Raw genomic sequence first — 16007 nt, 5'->3', positions numbered from 1 at the left:
GGTCAGGCGGCGGCGCTGGCGCCGCCTGGCGGGCGCGTGGCGAGCGCCCGCGCTTCCTGCACGGGGAGCGGGCGGCCGAAATAATAGCCCTGCACCTTGGTGCAGCCGAGCTGCTGCACCATGTGGTGCTCCTCCTCGGTCTCCACGCCTTCGGCCGTGGTCGCCATGCCCAGGCTGTCGGCCAGCGCCACCACCGCGCGGATGATCGCGATCGCTTCCTTGGTGCCCTTGGAGGCGCCCTGGACGAAGCTGCGGTCGATCTTGATCGAACTGAATCGGGTGTGCGCCAGATAACCGAGCGAGGAATAGCCCGTGCCGAAATCGTCGAGGCTCAGGCGCACGCCCAGCTCGAGCACGCGCTCGAGCACATGGATCGCCTGGGTCCCCTCGCGCATGAACACGCTCTCGGTCACTTCCAGCTCGAGCCGCTCGGGGGGCAGGCCGGACTGGGCCAGGGCCTGCGCCACCATGGTGGCGAAGCTCGGCGAATGGAGCTGCTCGGGGCTGACATTCACTGCCACGCGCACTTCCGAATCCCAGCGCGCGGCTTCCTTGCAGGCAGTGCGCAGCACCCATTCGCCGATAGCCGGAATCAGCCGGGCATCCTCGGCCAGCGGCACGAACTTGGCGGGCGAGACCACGCCGAATTCCGGGTGGGTCCAGCGCAGCAGCGCCTCGAAGCCGGCCAGCGAGCCGGTGTCCGCCAGCACCACGGGCTGGTAGTTGAGGTGCATCTCGCCATTCTCGACCGCGCTGCGCAGCGCGATCTCGAGCACGCGCCGCTCCTCGGCGGCCATGTGCAGCTGCGGCTCGTAGCAATGGAAGGCGCCGCCGCCGGTGTCCTTGGAGCGATAGAGCGCCAGGTCCGCCGAGCGGATCAGCATCTCGGCGGTGCGCCCGTCGCGCGGTCCCACGGCAAGGCCGACCGAGGCGCCGATGAACAGCGTGTTCTGGTCTATCTCATAGGGGCGCGAGACCGTGTCGATGATGGCCTGGGCCAGCCGCTCGATGCCCGCCGTGTCGGTCGCGTCGCGCACCACCACGGCGAACTCGTCGCCGCCGAGCCGCCCGACCATCTCGTTCTCGCTCATCAGCTGCTTGAGCCGCTCGGAGACGCGCATCAGCAGCCGGTCGCCCACCGGGTGGCCCAGCGTGTCGTTCACTGCCTTGAAGCGATCGAGGTCGATCATCATGAAGGCGCAGCGCGAGCCCCATTTCTCCGCCTCGGCCATCGCGCGGGCCAGCGTCTCGTTGAGCAGCAGCCGGTTGGGCAGGCCAGTGAGCGTGTCGAACCGCGCCATCTTGCTGATCTGGTCGGCCGAGGCGCGCGCCTCGGTCACGTCCGAGCCGACGCCGCGGAAGCCGATAAAGGTGCCGCCCTCGTCGTAGCGCGGGCTGGCGGACATTTCCCACCAGCGCTCCTCGCCATTGACGAAGACCGGCAGCAGCAGGTCGTGAAAGGGATCGCGCGTCTTCAGCTTCTCGGCGAGGTCGCGCAGGCCGGCGGCGAAATTGCCGTCCTCCCAGGTCGGCCCGGCGAGCACCTGGAGGAAGGGCATGCCGTTGATCGCCTTGGGATCGACGCCCAGCGACTTGGAGAAGCGCGGATTGGCGCGGGCGACGCGGCGCTGCGCGTCGATCTCCCACAGCCAGTCGGCCTCGCCCTCGCGCTCGTTCTCGCGCAGGAGCAGGCTCAGCGTCTCGTCGCGCTCGGCGATCGCCATCTCGCCGGCGCGGATCACGACGAGCGCCTTGCCGCGCGCGAAGGTGGCCATGACGAGCAGCACGGTGAACAGCGCGGAAGCGGCGGCGAGCATCGGCGAGGCGATCAGCGACAGCGTCACCACCAGCGCGGTGCCGACGATCGCGACGAAGGTGATGGTGGCGAGCGGCAGCGCGGCCATGGCGACGGCACTGGCGGTCATCAGCAGCGAGACGACGATCCACAGGCCGAGCGCGGCGCTGGCATCCACCAGATGGCCGAAGGCAAGGGGCGGGATCGACCAGGCCGCGCCCAGCGCCACCCCGTCGAGCACAGTGTCGCGCACATCGCCCAGCGTGGCGGTGACGGCGGTGCGGTGGCGCCTGGCGAGACGGCGGAAGGCAACCGCGGTGCCCGCGGCGGCGACGATCGCCCCCCAGCTCGCCAGCTGCCAGAGCGGGACCAGCGGGGCGAGGAGGATCGTGACGAGCGAGGCGCCGATCACATTGGCGGCGAGCATGAACAGCGCCAGCTGGCTGCCGGCATGCAGCTGGGCGGCGCGGATCGGCCCCCAGTCGGTGGTGTCCGCCGGGTCGTACAGGCCCAAAAGCGCACGCGCATCGATGCGCGGCCGGGCGAATTGCGAGGTCGTCTGGCTGTTCACCCGGAGGGTGTAGCCCGGCGCTGGTTAGCGAGTGGTTAGGCTGGGAAGCGGGATGTGCGGATTTTTCCTCAGACTCCCCTCCCTTGCAGGGAGGGGCGCGCGTTCCTCACCCCGTGATCCAGTTCCCATGGAAGCCCGGCGGCACCCGGTGCGGCAGGTGGATGCTCGCCACCGGCGCGCCCGCGAAGTCGCGCGCGTCGAGGATCACCAGCTCGGTCGTCTCGCGCGGCAGGTCGACCACCAGGCCGATCAGCCAGCCCGCGTCCTCGGCCGAATCGGGCGCGGCGGGGACGAAGACGAACTCGCCCGGATGCCGGCCCGGGCCGAAATCGTGGATCTGGCGTGTGCCGGCCTCCAGGTCATGCTTGTAGAGCCGGGTCCCGGCGATCGCGAAGCCGTTCCCGGGCAGCGCCATCGTATAGGCATAGCGATAGGGCTGGCCGAAGCGCCGCTCGTCGGGGCGGGGGAATTCCTGCGGCGCGGAATCGAGGATGCGCCGCTCGGCGGTGCGCGTCGCCGGATCGAGCACGAACCGCTCGAGCCCGCGCGGGCTCTGGTCGGGGCCGCCCGGCGCACCTGCGAACATGCTGTCATAGGTCACCGCGTCGAGCACCACCCGGCCGTCGGGCAGGTCATAAGCGTTGGCGACATGGAAGATGTAGCAAGGATCGATCTCGATCCAGATCGTCTCGTCGCCCCGCCCGTCGCGGGCGAGCAGGCCGATCCGGGCGCGATGCTCAGGGTTCCAGCGATAGGGGAAGCGGGTCCCCTGCATCGCTTCCGCCAGCGAGAAGGTCACCGGCAGGTCCATCACCACCGCATAGCGGGCGGTGAAGGCGCAGTCGTGGATCGAGGGGCCGTGCTCGACTGCGATCGGCTCCTCGCGCACCACCTTGCCCTCGGCCGAGATCACGACATGGTGCACGGTGTCGGGCACCATCGCGGCATAGGTGATCGCATGCTGTTCGCCGGTCAGCGGATCATGGTGCGGATGGGCGGTGAAGGTGCCCGCCAGCGTGCCGCCGAAGTCGCCATAGGCCTGGCGCTCCATGTCGCGCGACAGGGTGACCGGCGTGCTGCCGGCCTCGACCAGCGCCAGGATCTCGCCGGCGATCTCGACGACATTGGTGTTCACCGTGTCGAAGCGGCCGTGGCGCGGCCCGGGGGCAGGGGATTCGCCCAGCGCCGCCGCGGCTGGAGTCGAGCGGATCCAGCGGTTGCGATACCATAGCGCCTTGCCGTCCCGGATCGCCAGGCCATGGACCATGCCGTCGCCGACGAACCAGTGATAGCCCTTGGGGTCCGGGTTCACCGGATTGGGGCCGATGCGCATGTACTGGCCATTCAGCGCCGGCGGGATCGTGCCGGTGACGGGAAGCTCGGTAAGAGTCAGTTCCGCGCGCATCGGCGCGTGGATGCCGGTGAGGAAGGGGTGATCGGTCGCTTGGTCCAGTTCGATCGCGCTTGCCATTGTCGCCTCCGGGGCTATGTTGACGCTGTTCACATAGCGAGCAAATGGTAACAGTGTCAACATCTGAGAGCGGCAAGGCCTATCATCATGGCGATCTGCGCGCGGCGGCGCTGGAGGCCGGGCTGAAACTGCTCGAGACACGCGCCGCCGACGATCTGGGCCTGCGCGAGATCGCCCGGACGGTTGGCGTGAGCGCGACGGCGCTCTACCGGCATTTCCCCGACAAGAAGGCGCTGATGATCGCGCTCGCGAGCGAGGGGCTGCGGCGCCTGTCGGAGGCGCAGCACGAGGCGGCGGATCGCGCGGGCGGCGGCAAGGCGGGTTTCGCGGCGACGGGTGCCGCCTATGTCCGCTTCGCGCTGGCCAATCCGGCGCTGTTCCGGCTGATCTTCGCCAATCCCGATGCCGATCCCTCGGCGCTGGAGCATGAGGATGGCGCGATGGCGTTCCTGAAGGAAAATGCCCGTGCCGCGGCGGCCGAGCATGGCGGTGACGCCGATATGGTCGCCATCCACGCCTGGTCCTGCGCGCACGGCCTGGCGATGCTGATGCTCGACCGGCAGATCCCGGCGGACGATGCGATCATCGATCGGGTGGTCGGCGGGCGGTGGTGACGGGGCGCCTGCCGTTCCGTGACGGGAGGGGAATGGCCTGGGACAGATCGATATTTGGAGGGAGTCGTGCTGGCCCTTTCCACCCCGTCACCCGGCCTTGTGCCGGAGGCACCGGGAGGTACCGTGGAGCCTGGCAACGGCCAGGAGGACGGCAGGGGCGGGCCGAAGCGCCTGAAGGCCGATGCAGCCTGGCTCGTCGCGATGCAGGACTTCGCCCGCTTGCCTCGAACGGCTATGCGAAACCTCTATCAGAACCTTGAGTCTGTTGGAAAAATAGGATCGCGCCGCGCAATTTTCCTGCGCAGTGGCGCTGGCAGGCATCCGATCGCTGCGCGCGCCGGGGAAGAATCGGGGGCCCATAATGTAAATTTCGGAAACTTCCGGCGCGCGCTCGGCGCCTACCCCTGGAGGAATCCCCCTCCCCGAAGGGAGGGGAATCACCTAGCCTTACGCGGCGAGCGCGTAGGGCTTGATCTCACCGTTGAGATAGAGGTTGCGCGCCTTGGCGCGGCTGAGCTTGCCCGAGCTGGTGCGCGGCAGAGTGCGCGGCGGGACGAGCTCGATCACGCAGTTCATGCCGGTCACCGAGCGGACGCGCTCGCGAATCTCGTCACGCAGGCGCAGGCGCTCCTGCTCGTCCGAGGTGCGGCACTGCACCAGCACGGCCGGCGTCTCCTCGCCGCCCGGCGTGGTGATCGCGAAGGCGGCGACGTCGCCCTGCTTGAACGCCGGCAGCTGCTCCACGGCCCATTCGATGTCCTGGGGCCAGTGGTTCTTGCCGTTGATGATGATCATGTCCTTGGCGCGGCCGACGATGTAGATGTAGCCGTCGGACATATAGCCCATGTCGCCGGTGTCGAGCCAGCCGTCGACCAGGCAGGCATCGGTCGATTCCTGGTCGCGGAAATAGCCGACCATCACGCTCGGGCCCTTGCACCAGACCTTGCCGATCGCCTTTTCGGGGAGCGGCGTGCCGTCTTCCTCGCGGATCTCGATCGTCATGTCGCGCGCGGGGACGCCGCAATTGACGATGGCGCGGAACCGCTGCGGGCGATCGCCGCGGGCGGTGTCGCCGCCCGAGAGCTGGGTCTCCTCGACCAGCTCGACCATGATGCCTTCGCCCGGTGGCATGATCGAGACGGCGAGGGTGGCTTCCGCCAGGCCGTAGCTCGGCAGGAAGGCGGTGGCCTTGAAGCCCGCATCGGCGAAGGCGTCGACGAACGACTGCATCACGTCCGGGCGGATCATGTCGGCGCCGTTGCCGGCGACGCGCCAGCGGCTCAGGTCGAAACGGTCGCTGGCCTTGGTCTGGCTCGACATGCGGCGGGCGCAGATGTCGTAGCCGAAGGTCGGCGAGTAGCTGAGCGTGTTGCCCTGGTTGCGGCTGATCAGGTCGAGCCAGGCGAGCGGGCGCCGGGCGAAATCCTCGGTCTTGAGATAATCGGTCGAGACCTGGTTGGCGACGACCGAGAGCAGGCAGCCGACCAGGCCCATGTCATGGTACCAGGGCAGCCACGAGACGCAGCGGTCGCCATCGGTCACGTGCATGCCGTGGCTGTGCGCCGCCAGGTTGTTGAGCAGGGCATGGTGGGTGATCACCACGCCGTGCGGGAAGCGGGTCGAGCCGCTCGAATATTGCAGATAGGCGATATCGGTCGTCTTCGCCTCGGGCAGCGGCGTCGGCACCGCGTCGCGCTGGACGAACTCGGACCAGTCCACGCCCGGCACGCCCCGGCCGCGCGCAGCCTCGGCGCACATCGCGCCGATCTCGGGCGGGAAGAGCAGCATCGAAGGGTCGCAGCTCTGCAGCTGGACGGTGAGCTGGTCGATATAGGATTGGGCGCCGCCGAAGCTGGTGGGCAGCGGCAGCGGCACCGGCCAGGCGCCGGCATAGATGACGCCGAAGAACAGCGAGGCGAATTCAGCGCCCGTCTCCGCGATCAGCGCGATGCGGTCCTCGGGCTTCACGCCCGCGGCGATCAGGCGCCAGGCCTGTTTCAACGCATCCTCGCGCAGCTCCGCGAAGGGATAGGGGCGCACGAGGTTGCCGCGCGCATCGTGGAAATTGAGCCCGCGCTTGCCCTTGGCGGCATAGTCGAGCGCTTCGCCCAGCGTTTCGAAATCCGCAAGGCGACGCGGCAGGCTGTCATCGGTAGGCGTAGGCGCGAGCGTTCCCGCTTCCTTTTCTGCCTCGAGCGATCCCGTAACGTCCAATACCATTCTTTATTCCGTGCCCCTGCGTGGTAGCCAACGTCGTGCCCCCACGACGAATTTTTTGAGGCTAGCCTCTGCTACGCACTGTCGTTCAAAATCGGTTGCCACTGTGGCACAATCATGGCGCATGCCTGCCCCGAGACGCCCCCTGCCACCGCTGAATAGCACCGATCTGGAGCGTTACGCGCTCCGCTATGTCGAACGTTACGCTACGACAAGGGCCAAACTTGCGGCCTATCTGTCCCGAAAACTGTGCGAGCGCGGCTGGGAGGGAGAAAAATCGCCCGATCCGGAGGCTTTGGCCGAGCGCATGGCCGGACTCGGCTATGTCGACGACCGCCTCTATGCCGAATCCAAGGCTGGGGCGATGGCCCGGCGCGGGTTGGGCGCGCGCCGGGTGCGCGAGGCGCTGCGGTTCGCCGGGGTGGAGGAAGCCGATGCCGCCGCGCTGGCGCCGGCGCTCGCGGCGGAGGCGCTTGCGAGCGCGATCGTCTTTGCCCGGCGCCGGCGCATCGGCCCCTATGCCCGCGAGATGGCGGACCGCGCGCTCCAGGAAAAGCAGATGGCTGCGATGATCCGTGCAGGGCATGCGCCGGGACTGGCCCGCGCGATCGTCCGCATGGCGCCGGGGGAGGACCCGGAAACCACATTTGGCGGCGCTTGATGCCAGATCGGCAACAAAGGCAATTCCATTTATGGAAAATACCATGTTAATGTGACCGTTCGGGGGAACAGGAAATGCGTGCTGACCAACAGGTTGCGCAGAACGACTATACAGACACGCCGAACGATAACGGGGGGATTGGCGAGGACCCGGTGGATGAAAGCCAGGTCTTTGCCGGTGTCGTGAAATGGTTCGACGTTACGCGGGGATTCGGCTTTCTCGTCGCCGATGACGCCGCCGTGGGCGACATCCTGATCCACTTCACCGTGCTCCAGGACCATGGCCGCCGCTCGCTGCCCGAGGGCGCGCGGGTGGAGTGCACGGCGGTGCAGCGTCAGCGGGGGCTGCAGGCGCGCGAGATCCTCTCGATCGACCTCAGTCAGGCGATCGAGGCGCCCAAGCGCCAGGCCGAGCGCGCCGACCGGGTGAAGCTGATCGCCACCGCCGGCCCGTTCGAGCCGGTGGCGGTGAAATGGTTCAACCGCCTGAAGGGCTATGGATTCCTGGTGCGCGAGTCTGACTCGGCCGATATATTCGTCCATATGGAGACGCTGCGCCGCGCCGATATCGAGGAGGTCGAACCCGGCCAGTCGCTAGTCGCGCGCATCGTCGATGGCGAAAAGGGGCCGCTCGCCGTGGCGGTCGAAAGGACCGGCTGAGACGATGAGGTTCCTGCATGGGTTGGGCGCGGCGCTCGCCGCGTCGGTGCTGCTCGTCTCGGGTGCGTGCCAAAGCGAGGCGGAGGCCGGGCCCGCCGCGGCGCAGGCGGTGCGCAAGGTCGAGGTGACGGTCGACAGCGCCGGCGGCCCGCGCGTCTTCCGTGTCGAGCTCGCCCGCACCACGGCCGAGCAGGAGCGCGGGCTGATGTTCCGCACCAACATCCCGCGGGACGGCGGCATGCTCTTCGCGCCCTATCCGGCCGACGGCCCGCCGCGCGAGGCGAGCTTCTGGATGAAGAATACGCCCACTGCGCTGGACATATTGTTCATCCGCGCGGACGGAACCATTGCCCGGATCGGCGAGAATGCCGTGCCGTTCTCGGAGGAGAATGTGAAATCGGGCGAGCCGGTGGCCGCGGTGCTCGAGCTCAATGCGGGCGTTTCGGCGAAGCTCGGCATCCGGGCCGGCGACAAGGTGCGCTGGGAGAAGCAGTAAAGATTGCCTACACTCGCGCTCCTCGCTAATCCGCGCCCATGGGTCTAAATCTCAATCCCTTCACTTGGTGGAACGGCGCCACCTTCGGCACCTGGATGGGCCTGCGCGGCAAGACGCGCGTGGGCGAGGACGATCTGGGCAACGTCTATTACGAGGGCGGCCAGGATCCCAACGGCATTCCGCGCCGCTGGGTCATCTATAACGGCTCGAACGACGCCAGCCGGGTGCCGCCGGAATGGTTCAGCTGGCTGCATCACCAGATCGATTCGGCCCCGGACCAGGCGCTGCCGGCGCCCAAGGCGTGGGAGAAGCCCGCCGAGATGAATCTGACCGGCTCGCAGCTCGCCTATCGCCCGAGCGGCGCGCTGGAAAAGGGCGGCTACCGCGCCCGCGCCACCGGAGACTACGAGGCCTGGACCCCCGGCGCATGATCCGCTGCCGTGCCGGAGCCGGCGCGGCCGGGCTGTTGCTCGCGCTCGGCGCCTGCTCGGGCAGCGGCGGCGGCCCGACGAACAATGTTGTTTCGGACGAGATCGTCACTGGCGGTGACGATTCGGACAAGGCGGCCGGCGTGATCACGGTCGATCGTGACGGCAAGGCGATCGAGGATGCGGCGGCGACGCCGATGAAGGACCGTATCGCGGTGCTCGGCATCCTCAACAAGCGCAACGGCGAAGCGCGCGAGTTCAAGCTGAAGCCGGGCCAGGCAGTGCGGATCGGCGATGTGATCGTCCGCCTCAAGGCCTGCGACAAGACTGCCCCCTGGGAGGCGGACCAGCTGACCGGCGCTTTCGTCCAGGTTGACGTGCTCGAACTCGACAAGCAATGGCACCGCGTCCATTCGGGCTGGCTGTTCGCCGAGCGTCCGGCGCTCAACGTGGTCCAGCATCCGATCTATGACGTCTGGCCCAAGAGCTGCGCGATGACTTTCCGCGATAGCGGGCCGGACACGGTGCCGGCGCCGGCGGCGGGCGGCAGCGGATCGGGCAACGCATCGAGCGCGAAGAAGTCGCCGTCGACGGAGGGCGCGCCAGCGGAGAGTCCGGCCGCCGAATCGCCCAGCGCCCCGGCCAGTAACGCGACATAGTCGTCGCGGGGAATTTCGACCGCGCCGAGCGTGGCGAGATGCTCGGTGATGAACTGGCAGTCCAGCAGCGTGAACCCGCCGGCCCCGAGCCGCGCGACGAGATGCGCGAACGCGACCTTCGAGGCGTTGGGGACCCGCGTGACCATCGACTCGCCGAAAAAGGCCCGGCCCAGCGCCAGGCCGTACAGGCCGCCGGCGAGTATATCGCCGTCCCAGCATTCGAGCGAATGGGCGAAGCCGCGGCGGTGCAGCTCGAGGAAGACGCGCTCGATCGGGCCGTTGATCCAGGTGTCCGGCCGATCGGCTGCGCTCTCCGCGCAAAGCTGGATGATCCGCTCGAACGCGGCATCGACGGTCAGGTGGAAGCGGCCCGCCTGGATGAGCTTCCTGAGCGAGCGGGAGAAGTGGAAGCCGTCCAGCGGCAGCACGCCGCGCAGCTTGGGCTCGACCCAATAGACGCTGGCCGCGCCGCGATGATCGGCCATGGGGAAGACGCCCATGGCATAGGCGCGCAGCACCAGGTCAGGGTCCAGCTCCTGCTGGGGCGGCTGGGCGCGGCTCAACGCTTCTTGCCCGCCAGCCGGCGCTCGATCGCTTGCCACAGCCCGGCAAAGGCCTGGGCGCCGGGTGTGCGGGGGGCATAGGCGCCCACCGCGGCGCGGCGCACGCTCATCGCCTCGACGATGCTCGCCATCGGGATCACCGGCCAGTCCGGATGCGCGGCCACGGCCTCGGCATGGAGCTTGCGCCTGCGGTCGACCATCGAATGGACCGGCATCAGCGGCACCTTGCCGCCCTTGCGGACGAGATGCGCGGAGACTTCCTCGAAGGCACGGGTGGAGAGCGGGGAAGGGATCACCGGCACCACGATCAGGTCGGCGGCGCGCATTACCTGCTCGCTCGTCTCGGTCAGGCCGGGCGGGCAATCGAGCAGCATCCGGTCATAGGCCCGGTCGAGCTCGGCGAGCAGCTTGGCCAGCCGCTTCTTCTTGTCGAGCTCGTGGAACGTCAGGTCGAGGCCGCGCAGCGACGTGTCCGCGCCGATCAGGTCGAGCCGCTCGGTGCCGGTATGCTGGACCAGCTTGGCCGGCGCCACGTCCTTGGTGAAGATCGCCTGGGCCTGGTCGCGGGTCTTGCCCTGCGGCTCGACCAGGAAAGTGGCGGCGGCCTGGGGATCGAGATCCCAGAGCAGGGTGCGCCGCGCGGACAGGGTAGCGGCGGCCCAGGCCAGGTTCACTGCCAGCGTCGTCTTACCGACACCGCCCTTCAGGCTGTAGATCGCGACAGTCGCCACCCGGATTCGCTCCCTTCGCCTTCAAGCCTCGCATGAAAAAGGGCCGGCGGGAATGCCCGCCGACCCCTGGATGAAAACGCTGGGTGCCGCGATCAGGCGTGGCAGGCGCGCGAGCCCTTGCCCGGAATCTCGATCGTGGCGTTCTTGGCGGTGCCGGTGACCTTGTAGCCGCCCTCGGCGACGAAGGGCTGGCCGGCTTCCGGCGCCTTGAGCATCTTGCCCGGGCCGTCCTTGGCCTCCTTGATCAGGACCTGCTTGTCGCCCTTGTAGAAGTCGGCGAACACGACGGTGTTGTCCTTGCAGCGCATCGAGACCGAGGAAGCGATCGACGGCGGCAGTTCGACCTTCGGGGCGTTCTTCAGCGCTTCGGCCTGGGGGTCGGGAGCGGTACCCGTGACTTCCTCGGGCTTGTTCTCACAGGCCGCGAGCGACAGGAGCACGGCGGCGGCGGCAAAAAAGGGGGCTTTCTTCATAGCGGGCAGGAGCTTTCGTTCACCATGCAAGAATCGTCAAGCGATTCGTGTTATAGAGTTACATTCCAATTGTGCGGTGCGGTATCACGTCAGGAATATTACGATCCGATGACGGACACCGATGTCATTCATGGAATTCGCTCATTTCCGGAATACGTCCGAAAGCGATCTTTGTCCCCACCCGGTCGATTCTGCCGCCGTGCAACGGGCCGACCGAAACGGCGTTGCGGCCGAATCTATGGTTAATCCGGTCCATCGCGCGGCTGAGCGCGAGCGTGCGCGTCTCGCGGGCCAGCGGATCGTCCGGATCGAGCGCGGCGAACAGCGAGCCCTGCTCGCCCTCCACCGCCGCGATTTCGCAGAGCGTCACGCCCACCATGCGCAGCCGGAAGCCGCCGGGCCGGCGGCGCCCCGCTTCGGCCAGGCGGGGGAAGAGCTGGTCGAGCGCATGGAGGATGACAAAGCTGTCCTGCGTGTCCGGCAGGCGGATCGATGCGCGCCAGCCGGACTTGTCGTCCTCGAACTTGCCATGGAGCACCAATAGCCGGGCGCGATAGCCCTTGCGGCGCAGGCGGCTGGCCGCCTTGAGCGCGAGGCGGCGGGCGGTGAGCCGGGTGGGCTCGAGCCCGCGCTTCTGCGGGCTGAGCACATGGCTGTGTCCAATCGTGCGGCTCTGCGTCGGCTTGTCGGGCAGCTCGACACCGTGGAGCAGATACCAGAGCCGGTCGCCATTGACGCCGCCCCAGGCATTGCCCGCGTCGCGCGGGCGGCGCTCGCAATATTGCCGGATGTCGAGAATGCCGTCCTGCGCCAGCCGCTTCTCCATCTTGGCGCCGATGCCCGCGATGTCGCGCAGCCGCAGCGGATAGAGACATTGGGGAAGCCTGTCCGCCGTCAGCACCACCAGGCCATCGGGCTTCTGCATGTCCGAGGCGAGCTTGGCCAGCAGCCGGTTCGGCGCGATGCCCACCGAGCTGGTGAGACATTCGCCGACATGCCTGCGGATGCCCGCCTTGATCCGATGCGCGAGCGCCACCGCGGCGGCCGGATCATTCTCGTTGTCGAGCAGCCGGCAGGCGACCTCGTCGATCGAGCACACATGGGTGACGGGAACGTGCCGCCAGATCTCGGCCAGCACGGCCTCGTGGAACTCGACATATTTCTCGTGCCGGGCAGGGGTGATCCGCAGGTCCCGGCACAGGCGCCTGGCTTCCCAGACCGGGGTGCCGGTGGAGATGCCGTACCGCTTCGCCTCGACCGAGGCGGCGATGGCGACGGTGGTGTCGCTGTCCACCGGCGCGACGATCACCGGATGGCCGCGCAGATCGGGGTTCAGCTGCTGCTCGACGCTGGCGAAATAGGAATTGAGATCGAGATAGAGCCAGCGCAGCGGCCGGGGCGGGAAGGCGAGGATCGGCGCCGGAAGTTTACAAGGTTTACGGAACGGGGGGGCGGTTTCGCTCTCCTGGAGCGGCGGCGAGGGCGGCGAAAGGGCAGCGGCAAGGCGACTCGCGTCAGGCATGGATTGGAACAATACAGGAACATCATCTCGTGTAACAGCCGGAACCGGGAACTCCGGGCGAGGCCCGTGGCTTGACCCGGTGTGCGTGGCCCGTGCAGGGTCGCGGCCAAGGGAGGATGGTAAATGCGCGCATTCGCCATTGTCGCGTTGCTCGCGCTCGCGGGCTGCGGATCGAGCGAGAAGACCGAAGCGCCAGCGGCCAGGCCCAGCCCGGCCGGGCCGCGGCTGGGCGAAGTGCCGCTCGACCAGCCGTTGCGCGCCACCGACAACGCGCTGACCTGGTCGCTGGAGGTCGCGCCGGGATCGATCACGCTCACGCGCTTCGCCGGGCGGGGGGCCGAGGGCAGCGTGACGCAATTCTATCCGGTCTCGCCGCAGGTCGGTGGCGGCAAGGCGGTGTGGACCACCAAGGACGTCGCCGGCGCGCCCGTGACGATCAGCTTCAGCGATGCACGTTGCATCGAAGGTGGCGATCCCGCGATCGAGCGGCCGCTCACTGCCGATATCCGCATCGGCGACAAGCAGCTCCATGGTTGCGCGGGCGCGCGGCCGGCGGACGGATTGAACTCGCAACCGGCGGTGGCCGGAGGGAATGTCGCCGACAATGCGGCCGTGGCGGACGATGCGGCGGGGAACCGGCGCTAGGGACGCCGCGCAATCGGCAAACCCCGTCATCCTCGCGCAGGCGAGGATCAGGAGCCAAGGGCAAGGCGCGCGAGGCTCGGGTTGCCGTTTCCGGCAAGCACGCGCGTGATTGCTTCGATCATCCCGTACTACTCTGGATCCCTGCCTGCACGGGGAGGGCGGGGGAGATGGCGTGGATGACGACTTGCTCATATGAAGTGAACGGGAGCCGCGGCCCGGCCTTCAGGGGATGAAAGGCCGGGCCGCGGCGGCCGGCGGCGCCCTGGATCGCCGCCGGATGCAGGGGACTAGAGTGCCCGGTCTTCCCCGCGGTGCTCCGCCGAAGCGGTGCGCGTCTGGGCGTCCGCGCGATCGACCAGGCGCAGGAACTCGCTCCGCCACCAGGCCTGTTGGCTGAAGCCCCATTGCGTGCCGGCGAGGCGCTTCACGTCGGCATAGCCCCAGTCGCCGAGCAGGTCGTCGCCGCGCAGCTTCTGCGCGAAGCCCGCCACCGCCACCGCAAAGGCCAGGTCGCCGCGCGGCATCGGCGCGTTCCGCAGCTGGCCGGCGTCGATCGGCCGGGTGATCAGGCGCGAGGCGCCGCCCTCGGGCAGCTTGTAGCGCAACCGGACCTGGGCGAGTTCGCCGCTCGCCGTGCCGCCGCCCGCGCCCTCCGGTCGGCGATTGGCGGCGAAATGGCGATCGGGCAGCCAGCCCTTGGCGCCGGCGGGAACGATCTCGTAGATCGCGGTCACCTGGTGCCCCGCGCCGATATCGCCCGCATCCACCTTGTCATTCTGGAAATCCTGTTCGCGCAGCGCGCGATTCTCATAGCCGATCAGGCGATACTGGCTCACCGCCGCCGGGTTGAACTCCACCTGGACCTTCACGTCCTTCGCGATGGTGAAGAGAGTGGAGGCCAGCTCGGTATCGAGCACTTTCCGCGCCTCGTCGATCCCGTCGACATAGGCATAGTTGCCATTCCCCTTGTCGGCGATCGACTCCATCATCGCATCGTTGAGATTGCCCTGGCCGAAGCCGAGCACGGTGAGCGTGATGCCGTCGTCGCGGTTCTTCTCGATCAGCTGCTCGAGCTGGGTCTGGTCGGTGACGCCCACGTTGAAATCGCCGTCGCTGGCGAGGATCACGCGATTGACCCCATCCTCGCGGAAGTTCCGCCGCGCCATCGCATAGGCGAGCGCGATCCCTTCGCCGCCCGCCGTGGAGCCGCCCGCGCTGAGATCGGTCAGTGCCGCCCGGACCGCGGCGGGGCTGGAGGTCGGCTCGAGCACCACGCCGGCCGCTCCGGCATAGACGACGATCGAGACGTGATCGCCGGCCTTCATATTGTCGGCGACCATGCCGAGCGCGCGCTTCACCAGCGGCAGCTTGTCCGGCTCGTCCATCGATCCCGAGACATCGACGAGGAAGACGAGATTGGCCGGCGGACGCTGGGCGCGGCTCAGATCATAGCCGCGCAGGCCGATGCGCAGCAGCCGCGTCTCGGGGTTCCACGGCGTCTGCGCGACATCGGTGGTGATGCTGAACGGCGCGGACCGATCCTGGGGCAGGGGATAGTCATAGCGGAAATAGTTGATCAGCTCCTCGGCGCGAACGGCGTCCTTCGGCGGCAGCTGGCCCTGGGTGAGGAAGCGCCGGACATTGGCATAGGCGGCGGTATCGACATCGACCGCGAAGGTGGAGACCGGCTCCTGCGCGACCGCGCGGACCGCGGCCACATCGTTCCGCGCATAGCGCTCCGCATTTTCGGGCGCCGCGGCCTGGTCGGCTTCCACCATCTCCTGCGGGGCGGACTGGTAGCTGGTCGAACTGCCCTGCTGGCTGTTGCAGCCGGCCAGGAGGACGGCCGGAATGGCGACGGAAATCAGGAAACTGGCACGCATGCATTCTCTCCTTGCCCGAATATTGCCTCAATCTTGCCGTAAATGTGGCATGATTGTGGCGAAGTCGGCAAGTGGAAAATTCACAGCGTTTCGATAGGATTATTCGAGCAGGGCGCGCAGCGCCTCCCATTGCGGCAGCTTCTTCTCGAAGCCGATGGTGTGGAGAGGGCTCGACGAGGGCAGGGCGATGGTTGCGTAGCGCCGGGTTGCGTTGCCCAATTGCCGCGCGCCGGTCCGGAAGGCGGTGCCGCCGTTGAAGGCGATCGCGCGCAGATCGGGCAGGGTCGCGGCGAGGGCGGCGATGTCATGTCCCTCGACGTCGCGCAGTGCCGCATCGGTGCTGCCGGTGCGCCGCGCGCTGGCGACCACGTCCCACAGGCCGATATGCGCATCGAGCAGGGCGGCGAGGCGTGCCGGATAGTCGAGCGCGGCAAGATCTCGGCCGGCGGCGGGCGAGACCAGGCGCCAGAACTGGTTCTGCGGATGGGCATAATAGCGCTGCTCGGCGAGCGAGCGCTCGCCCGGGAGCGAGCCGAGGACGAGCAGGCGGACCTGGGCATCGACCACCGGCGGAAAGCTGTGCTTGCGTGGATCCATCAAGCGGCGTTAGCCTCTCGCA

15 protein-coding genes and 1 pseudogene are annotated in these 16007 nt (G+C 68.2%); 7 read left to right on the top strand and 9 right to left on the bottom strand.

Translation table 11 applies throughout. The annotated features are described in order from the left end of the window. Positions 1 to 2: 2 nt before the first annotated feature. A complete protein-coding gene (locus OMP43_RS10670) occupies positions 3 to 2366 on the bottom strand; it encodes an EAL domain-containing protein (RefSeq protein WP_280279707.1) in 2364 nt (787 codons plus the stop codon). A 106-nt stretch (positions 2367 to 2472) separates the two neighbouring features. Beyond that, positions 2473 to 3837: a carotenoid oxygenase family protein gene (locus OMP43_RS10665; protein ID WP_280279706.1), complete on the bottom strand. Its 1365-nt coding sequence runs from the start codon at positions 3835 to 3837 to the stop codon at positions 2473 to 2475. A 44-nt stretch (positions 3838 to 3881) separates the two neighbouring features. Between OMP43_RS10665 and OMP43_RS10660 the strand changes: the two genes are divergently transcribed. Next, on the top strand, positions 3882 to 4451 hold the full coding sequence (locus OMP43_RS10660) for a TetR/AcrR family transcriptional regulator (protein ID WP_280279705.1): 570 nt from the start codon (positions 3882 to 3884) through the stop codon (positions 4449 to 4451). Positions 4452 to 4898: 447 nt separating this feature from the next. Here OMP43_RS10660 and OMP43_RS10655 read toward each other — a convergent pair whose 3' ends face one another. Beyond that, entirely contained in the window at positions 4899 to 6671 is a 1773-nt protein-coding gene (locus OMP43_RS10655; protein WP_280279704.1) for a fatty acyl-AMP ligase, read from the bottom strand. Between the two features lie 121 nt (positions 6672 to 6792). On the opposite strand from OMP43_RS10655, the gene OMP43_RS10650 reads away from it, so the two are divergent. The 5 genes and pseudogenes from OMP43_RS10650 to OMP43_RS10630 form a co-directional block, all read left to right on the top strand. Next, the gene (locus OMP43_RS10650; RefSeq protein WP_280279803.1) at positions 6793 to 7329 is read left to right on the top strand and encodes a RecX family transcriptional regulator; all 537 of its coding nucleotides are present in this window, start codon (positions 6793 to 6795) and stop codon (positions 7327 to 7329) included. A gap of 74 nt (positions 7330 to 7403) precedes the next feature. Then, positions 7404 to 7988, top strand: coding sequence for a cold shock domain-containing protein (locus OMP43_RS10645; RefSeq protein ID WP_280279703.1), 585 nt, complete (start codon positions 7404 to 7406; stop codon positions 7986 to 7988). Positions 7989 to 7992: 4 nt separating this feature from the next. Then, positions 7993 to 8484, top strand: a complete 492-nt coding sequence (locus tag OMP43_RS10640) for a DUF192 domain-containing protein (RefSeq protein ID WP_280279702.1) — start codon at positions 7993 to 7995, stop codon at positions 8482 to 8484. 38 nt (positions 8485 to 8522) lie between these two features. Beyond that, complete coding sequence (locus OMP43_RS10635) at positions 8523 to 8915, top strand: NADH:ubiquinone oxidoreductase subunit NDUFA12 (RefSeq protein WP_280279701.1); 393 nt, start codon at positions 8523 to 8525, stop codon at positions 8913 to 8915. Next, positions 8912 to 9343, top strand: a pseudogene (locus tag OMP43_RS10630) (DUF2155 domain-containing protein); the annotation flags it as partial. The gene OMP43_RS10635 and the pseudogene OMP43_RS10630, both read left to right, overlap by 4 nt. Before the next feature lie 35 nt (positions 9344 to 9378). Here the strand turns inward: OMP43_RS10630 and aat are convergent. The 4 genes from aat to OMP43_RS10610 form a co-directional block, all read right to left on the bottom strand. Then, entirely contained in the window at positions 9379 to 10134 is a 756-nt protein-coding gene (gene aat / locus OMP43_RS10625; protein WP_280279700.1) for a leucyl/phenylalanyl-tRNA--protein transferase, read from the bottom strand. Beyond that, on the bottom strand, positions 10131 to 10865 hold the full coding sequence (locus tag OMP43_RS10620) for a ParA family protein (RefSeq protein ID WP_280279699.1): 735 nt from the start codon (positions 10863 to 10865) through the stop codon (positions 10131 to 10133). Before OMP43_RS10620 ends, aat begins: the two co-directional genes overlap by 4 nt. A 92-nt stretch (positions 10866 to 10957) precedes the next feature. Beyond that, on the bottom strand, positions 10958 to 11338 hold the full coding sequence (locus OMP43_RS10615; RefSeq protein ID WP_280279698.1) for a hypothetical protein: 381 nt from the start codon (positions 11336 to 11338) through the stop codon (positions 10958 to 10960). 124 nt (positions 11339 to 11462) lie between these two features. Continuing rightward, positions 11463 to 12860: a type VI secretion protein ImpB gene (locus OMP43_RS10610; RefSeq protein ID WP_280279697.1), complete on the bottom strand. Its 1398-nt coding sequence runs from the start codon at positions 12858 to 12860 to the stop codon at positions 11463 to 11465. A gap of 123 nt (positions 12861 to 12983) precedes the next feature. Between OMP43_RS10610 and OMP43_RS10605 the strand changes: the two genes are divergently transcribed. Then, on the top strand, positions 12984 to 13505 hold the full coding sequence (locus OMP43_RS10605) for a hypothetical protein (RefSeq protein ID WP_280279696.1): 522 nt from the start codon (positions 12984 to 12986) through the stop codon (positions 13503 to 13505). Positions 13506 to 13792: 287 nt separating this feature from the next. On the opposite strand, the gene OMP43_RS10600 is transcribed toward OMP43_RS10605, so the two are convergent. Further along, the gene (locus OMP43_RS10600; protein WP_280279695.1) at positions 13793 to 15388 is read right to left on the bottom strand and encodes a VWA domain-containing protein; all 1596 of its coding nucleotides are present in this window, start codon (positions 15386 to 15388) and stop codon (positions 13793 to 13795) included. 99 nt (positions 15389 to 15487) lie between these two features. Next, entirely contained in the window at positions 15488 to 15985 is a 498-nt protein-coding gene (locus tag OMP43_RS10595) for a DNA-deoxyinosine glycosylase (protein WP_280279694.1), read from the bottom strand. Between the last annotated feature and the right edge of the window lie 22 nt (positions 15986 to 16007).

Origin of the sequence: Sphingomonas sp. CBMAI 2297 (assembly GCF_029870595.1) — a bacterium.
In the GTDB taxonomy this organism is placed as follows: domain Bacteria; phylum Pseudomonadota; class Alphaproteobacteria; order Sphingomonadales; family Sphingomonadaceae; genus Sphingomonas.
Note: the sequence above shows the minus strand (reverse complement) of the source record. Positions and strands in the feature narration are given on the sequence as shown.

Coding starts and splice junctions, on each gene's coding strand:
- OMP43_RS10615 (WP_280279698.1), bottom strand. CDS start 11,338: ATGAAGAAAGCCCCCTTTTTTGCCGCCGCCGCCGTGCTCCTGTCGCTC.
- OMP43_RS10655 (WP_280279704.1), bottom strand. CDS start 6,671: ATGGTATTGGACGTTACGGGATCGCTCGAGGCAGAAAAGGAAGCGGGA.
- OMP43_RS10610 (WP_280279697.1), bottom strand. CDS start 12,860: ATGCCTGACGCGAGTCGCCTTGCCGCTGCCCTTTCGCCGCCCTCGCCG.
- OMP43_RS10640 (WP_280279702.1), top strand. CDS start 7,993: ATGAGGTTCCTGCATGGGTTGGGCGCGGCGCTCGCCGCGTCGGTGCTG.
- OMP43_RS10665 (WP_280279706.1), bottom strand. CDS start 3,837: ATGGCAAGCGCGATCGAACTGGACCAAGCGACCGATCACCCCTTCCTC.
- OMP43_RS10635 (WP_280279701.1), top strand. CDS start 8,523: ATGGGTCTAAATCTCAATCCCTTCACTTGGTGGAACGGCGCCACCTTC.
- OMP43_RS10605 (WP_280279696.1), top strand. CDS start 12,984: ATGCGCGCATTCGCCATTGTCGCGTTGCTCGCGCTCGCGGGCTGCGGA.
- OMP43_RS10650 (WP_280279803.1), top strand. CDS start 6,793: ATGCCTGCCCCGAGACGCCCCCTGCCACCGCTGAATAGCACCGATCTG.
- OMP43_RS10600 (WP_280279695.1), bottom strand. CDS start 15,388: ATGCGTGCCAGTTTCCTGATTTCCGTCGCCATTCCGGCCGTCCTCCTG.
- OMP43_RS10645 (WP_280279703.1), top strand. CDS start 7,404: ATGCGTGCTGACCAACAGGTTGCGCAGAACGACTATACAGACACGCCG.
- OMP43_RS10660 (WP_280279705.1), top strand. CDS start 3,882: ATGGTAACAGTGTCAACATCTGAGAGCGGCAAGGCCTATCATCATGGC.
- OMP43_RS10595 (WP_280279694.1), bottom strand. CDS start 15,985: ATGGATCCACGCAAGCACAGCTTTCCGCCGGTGGTCGATGCCCAGGTC.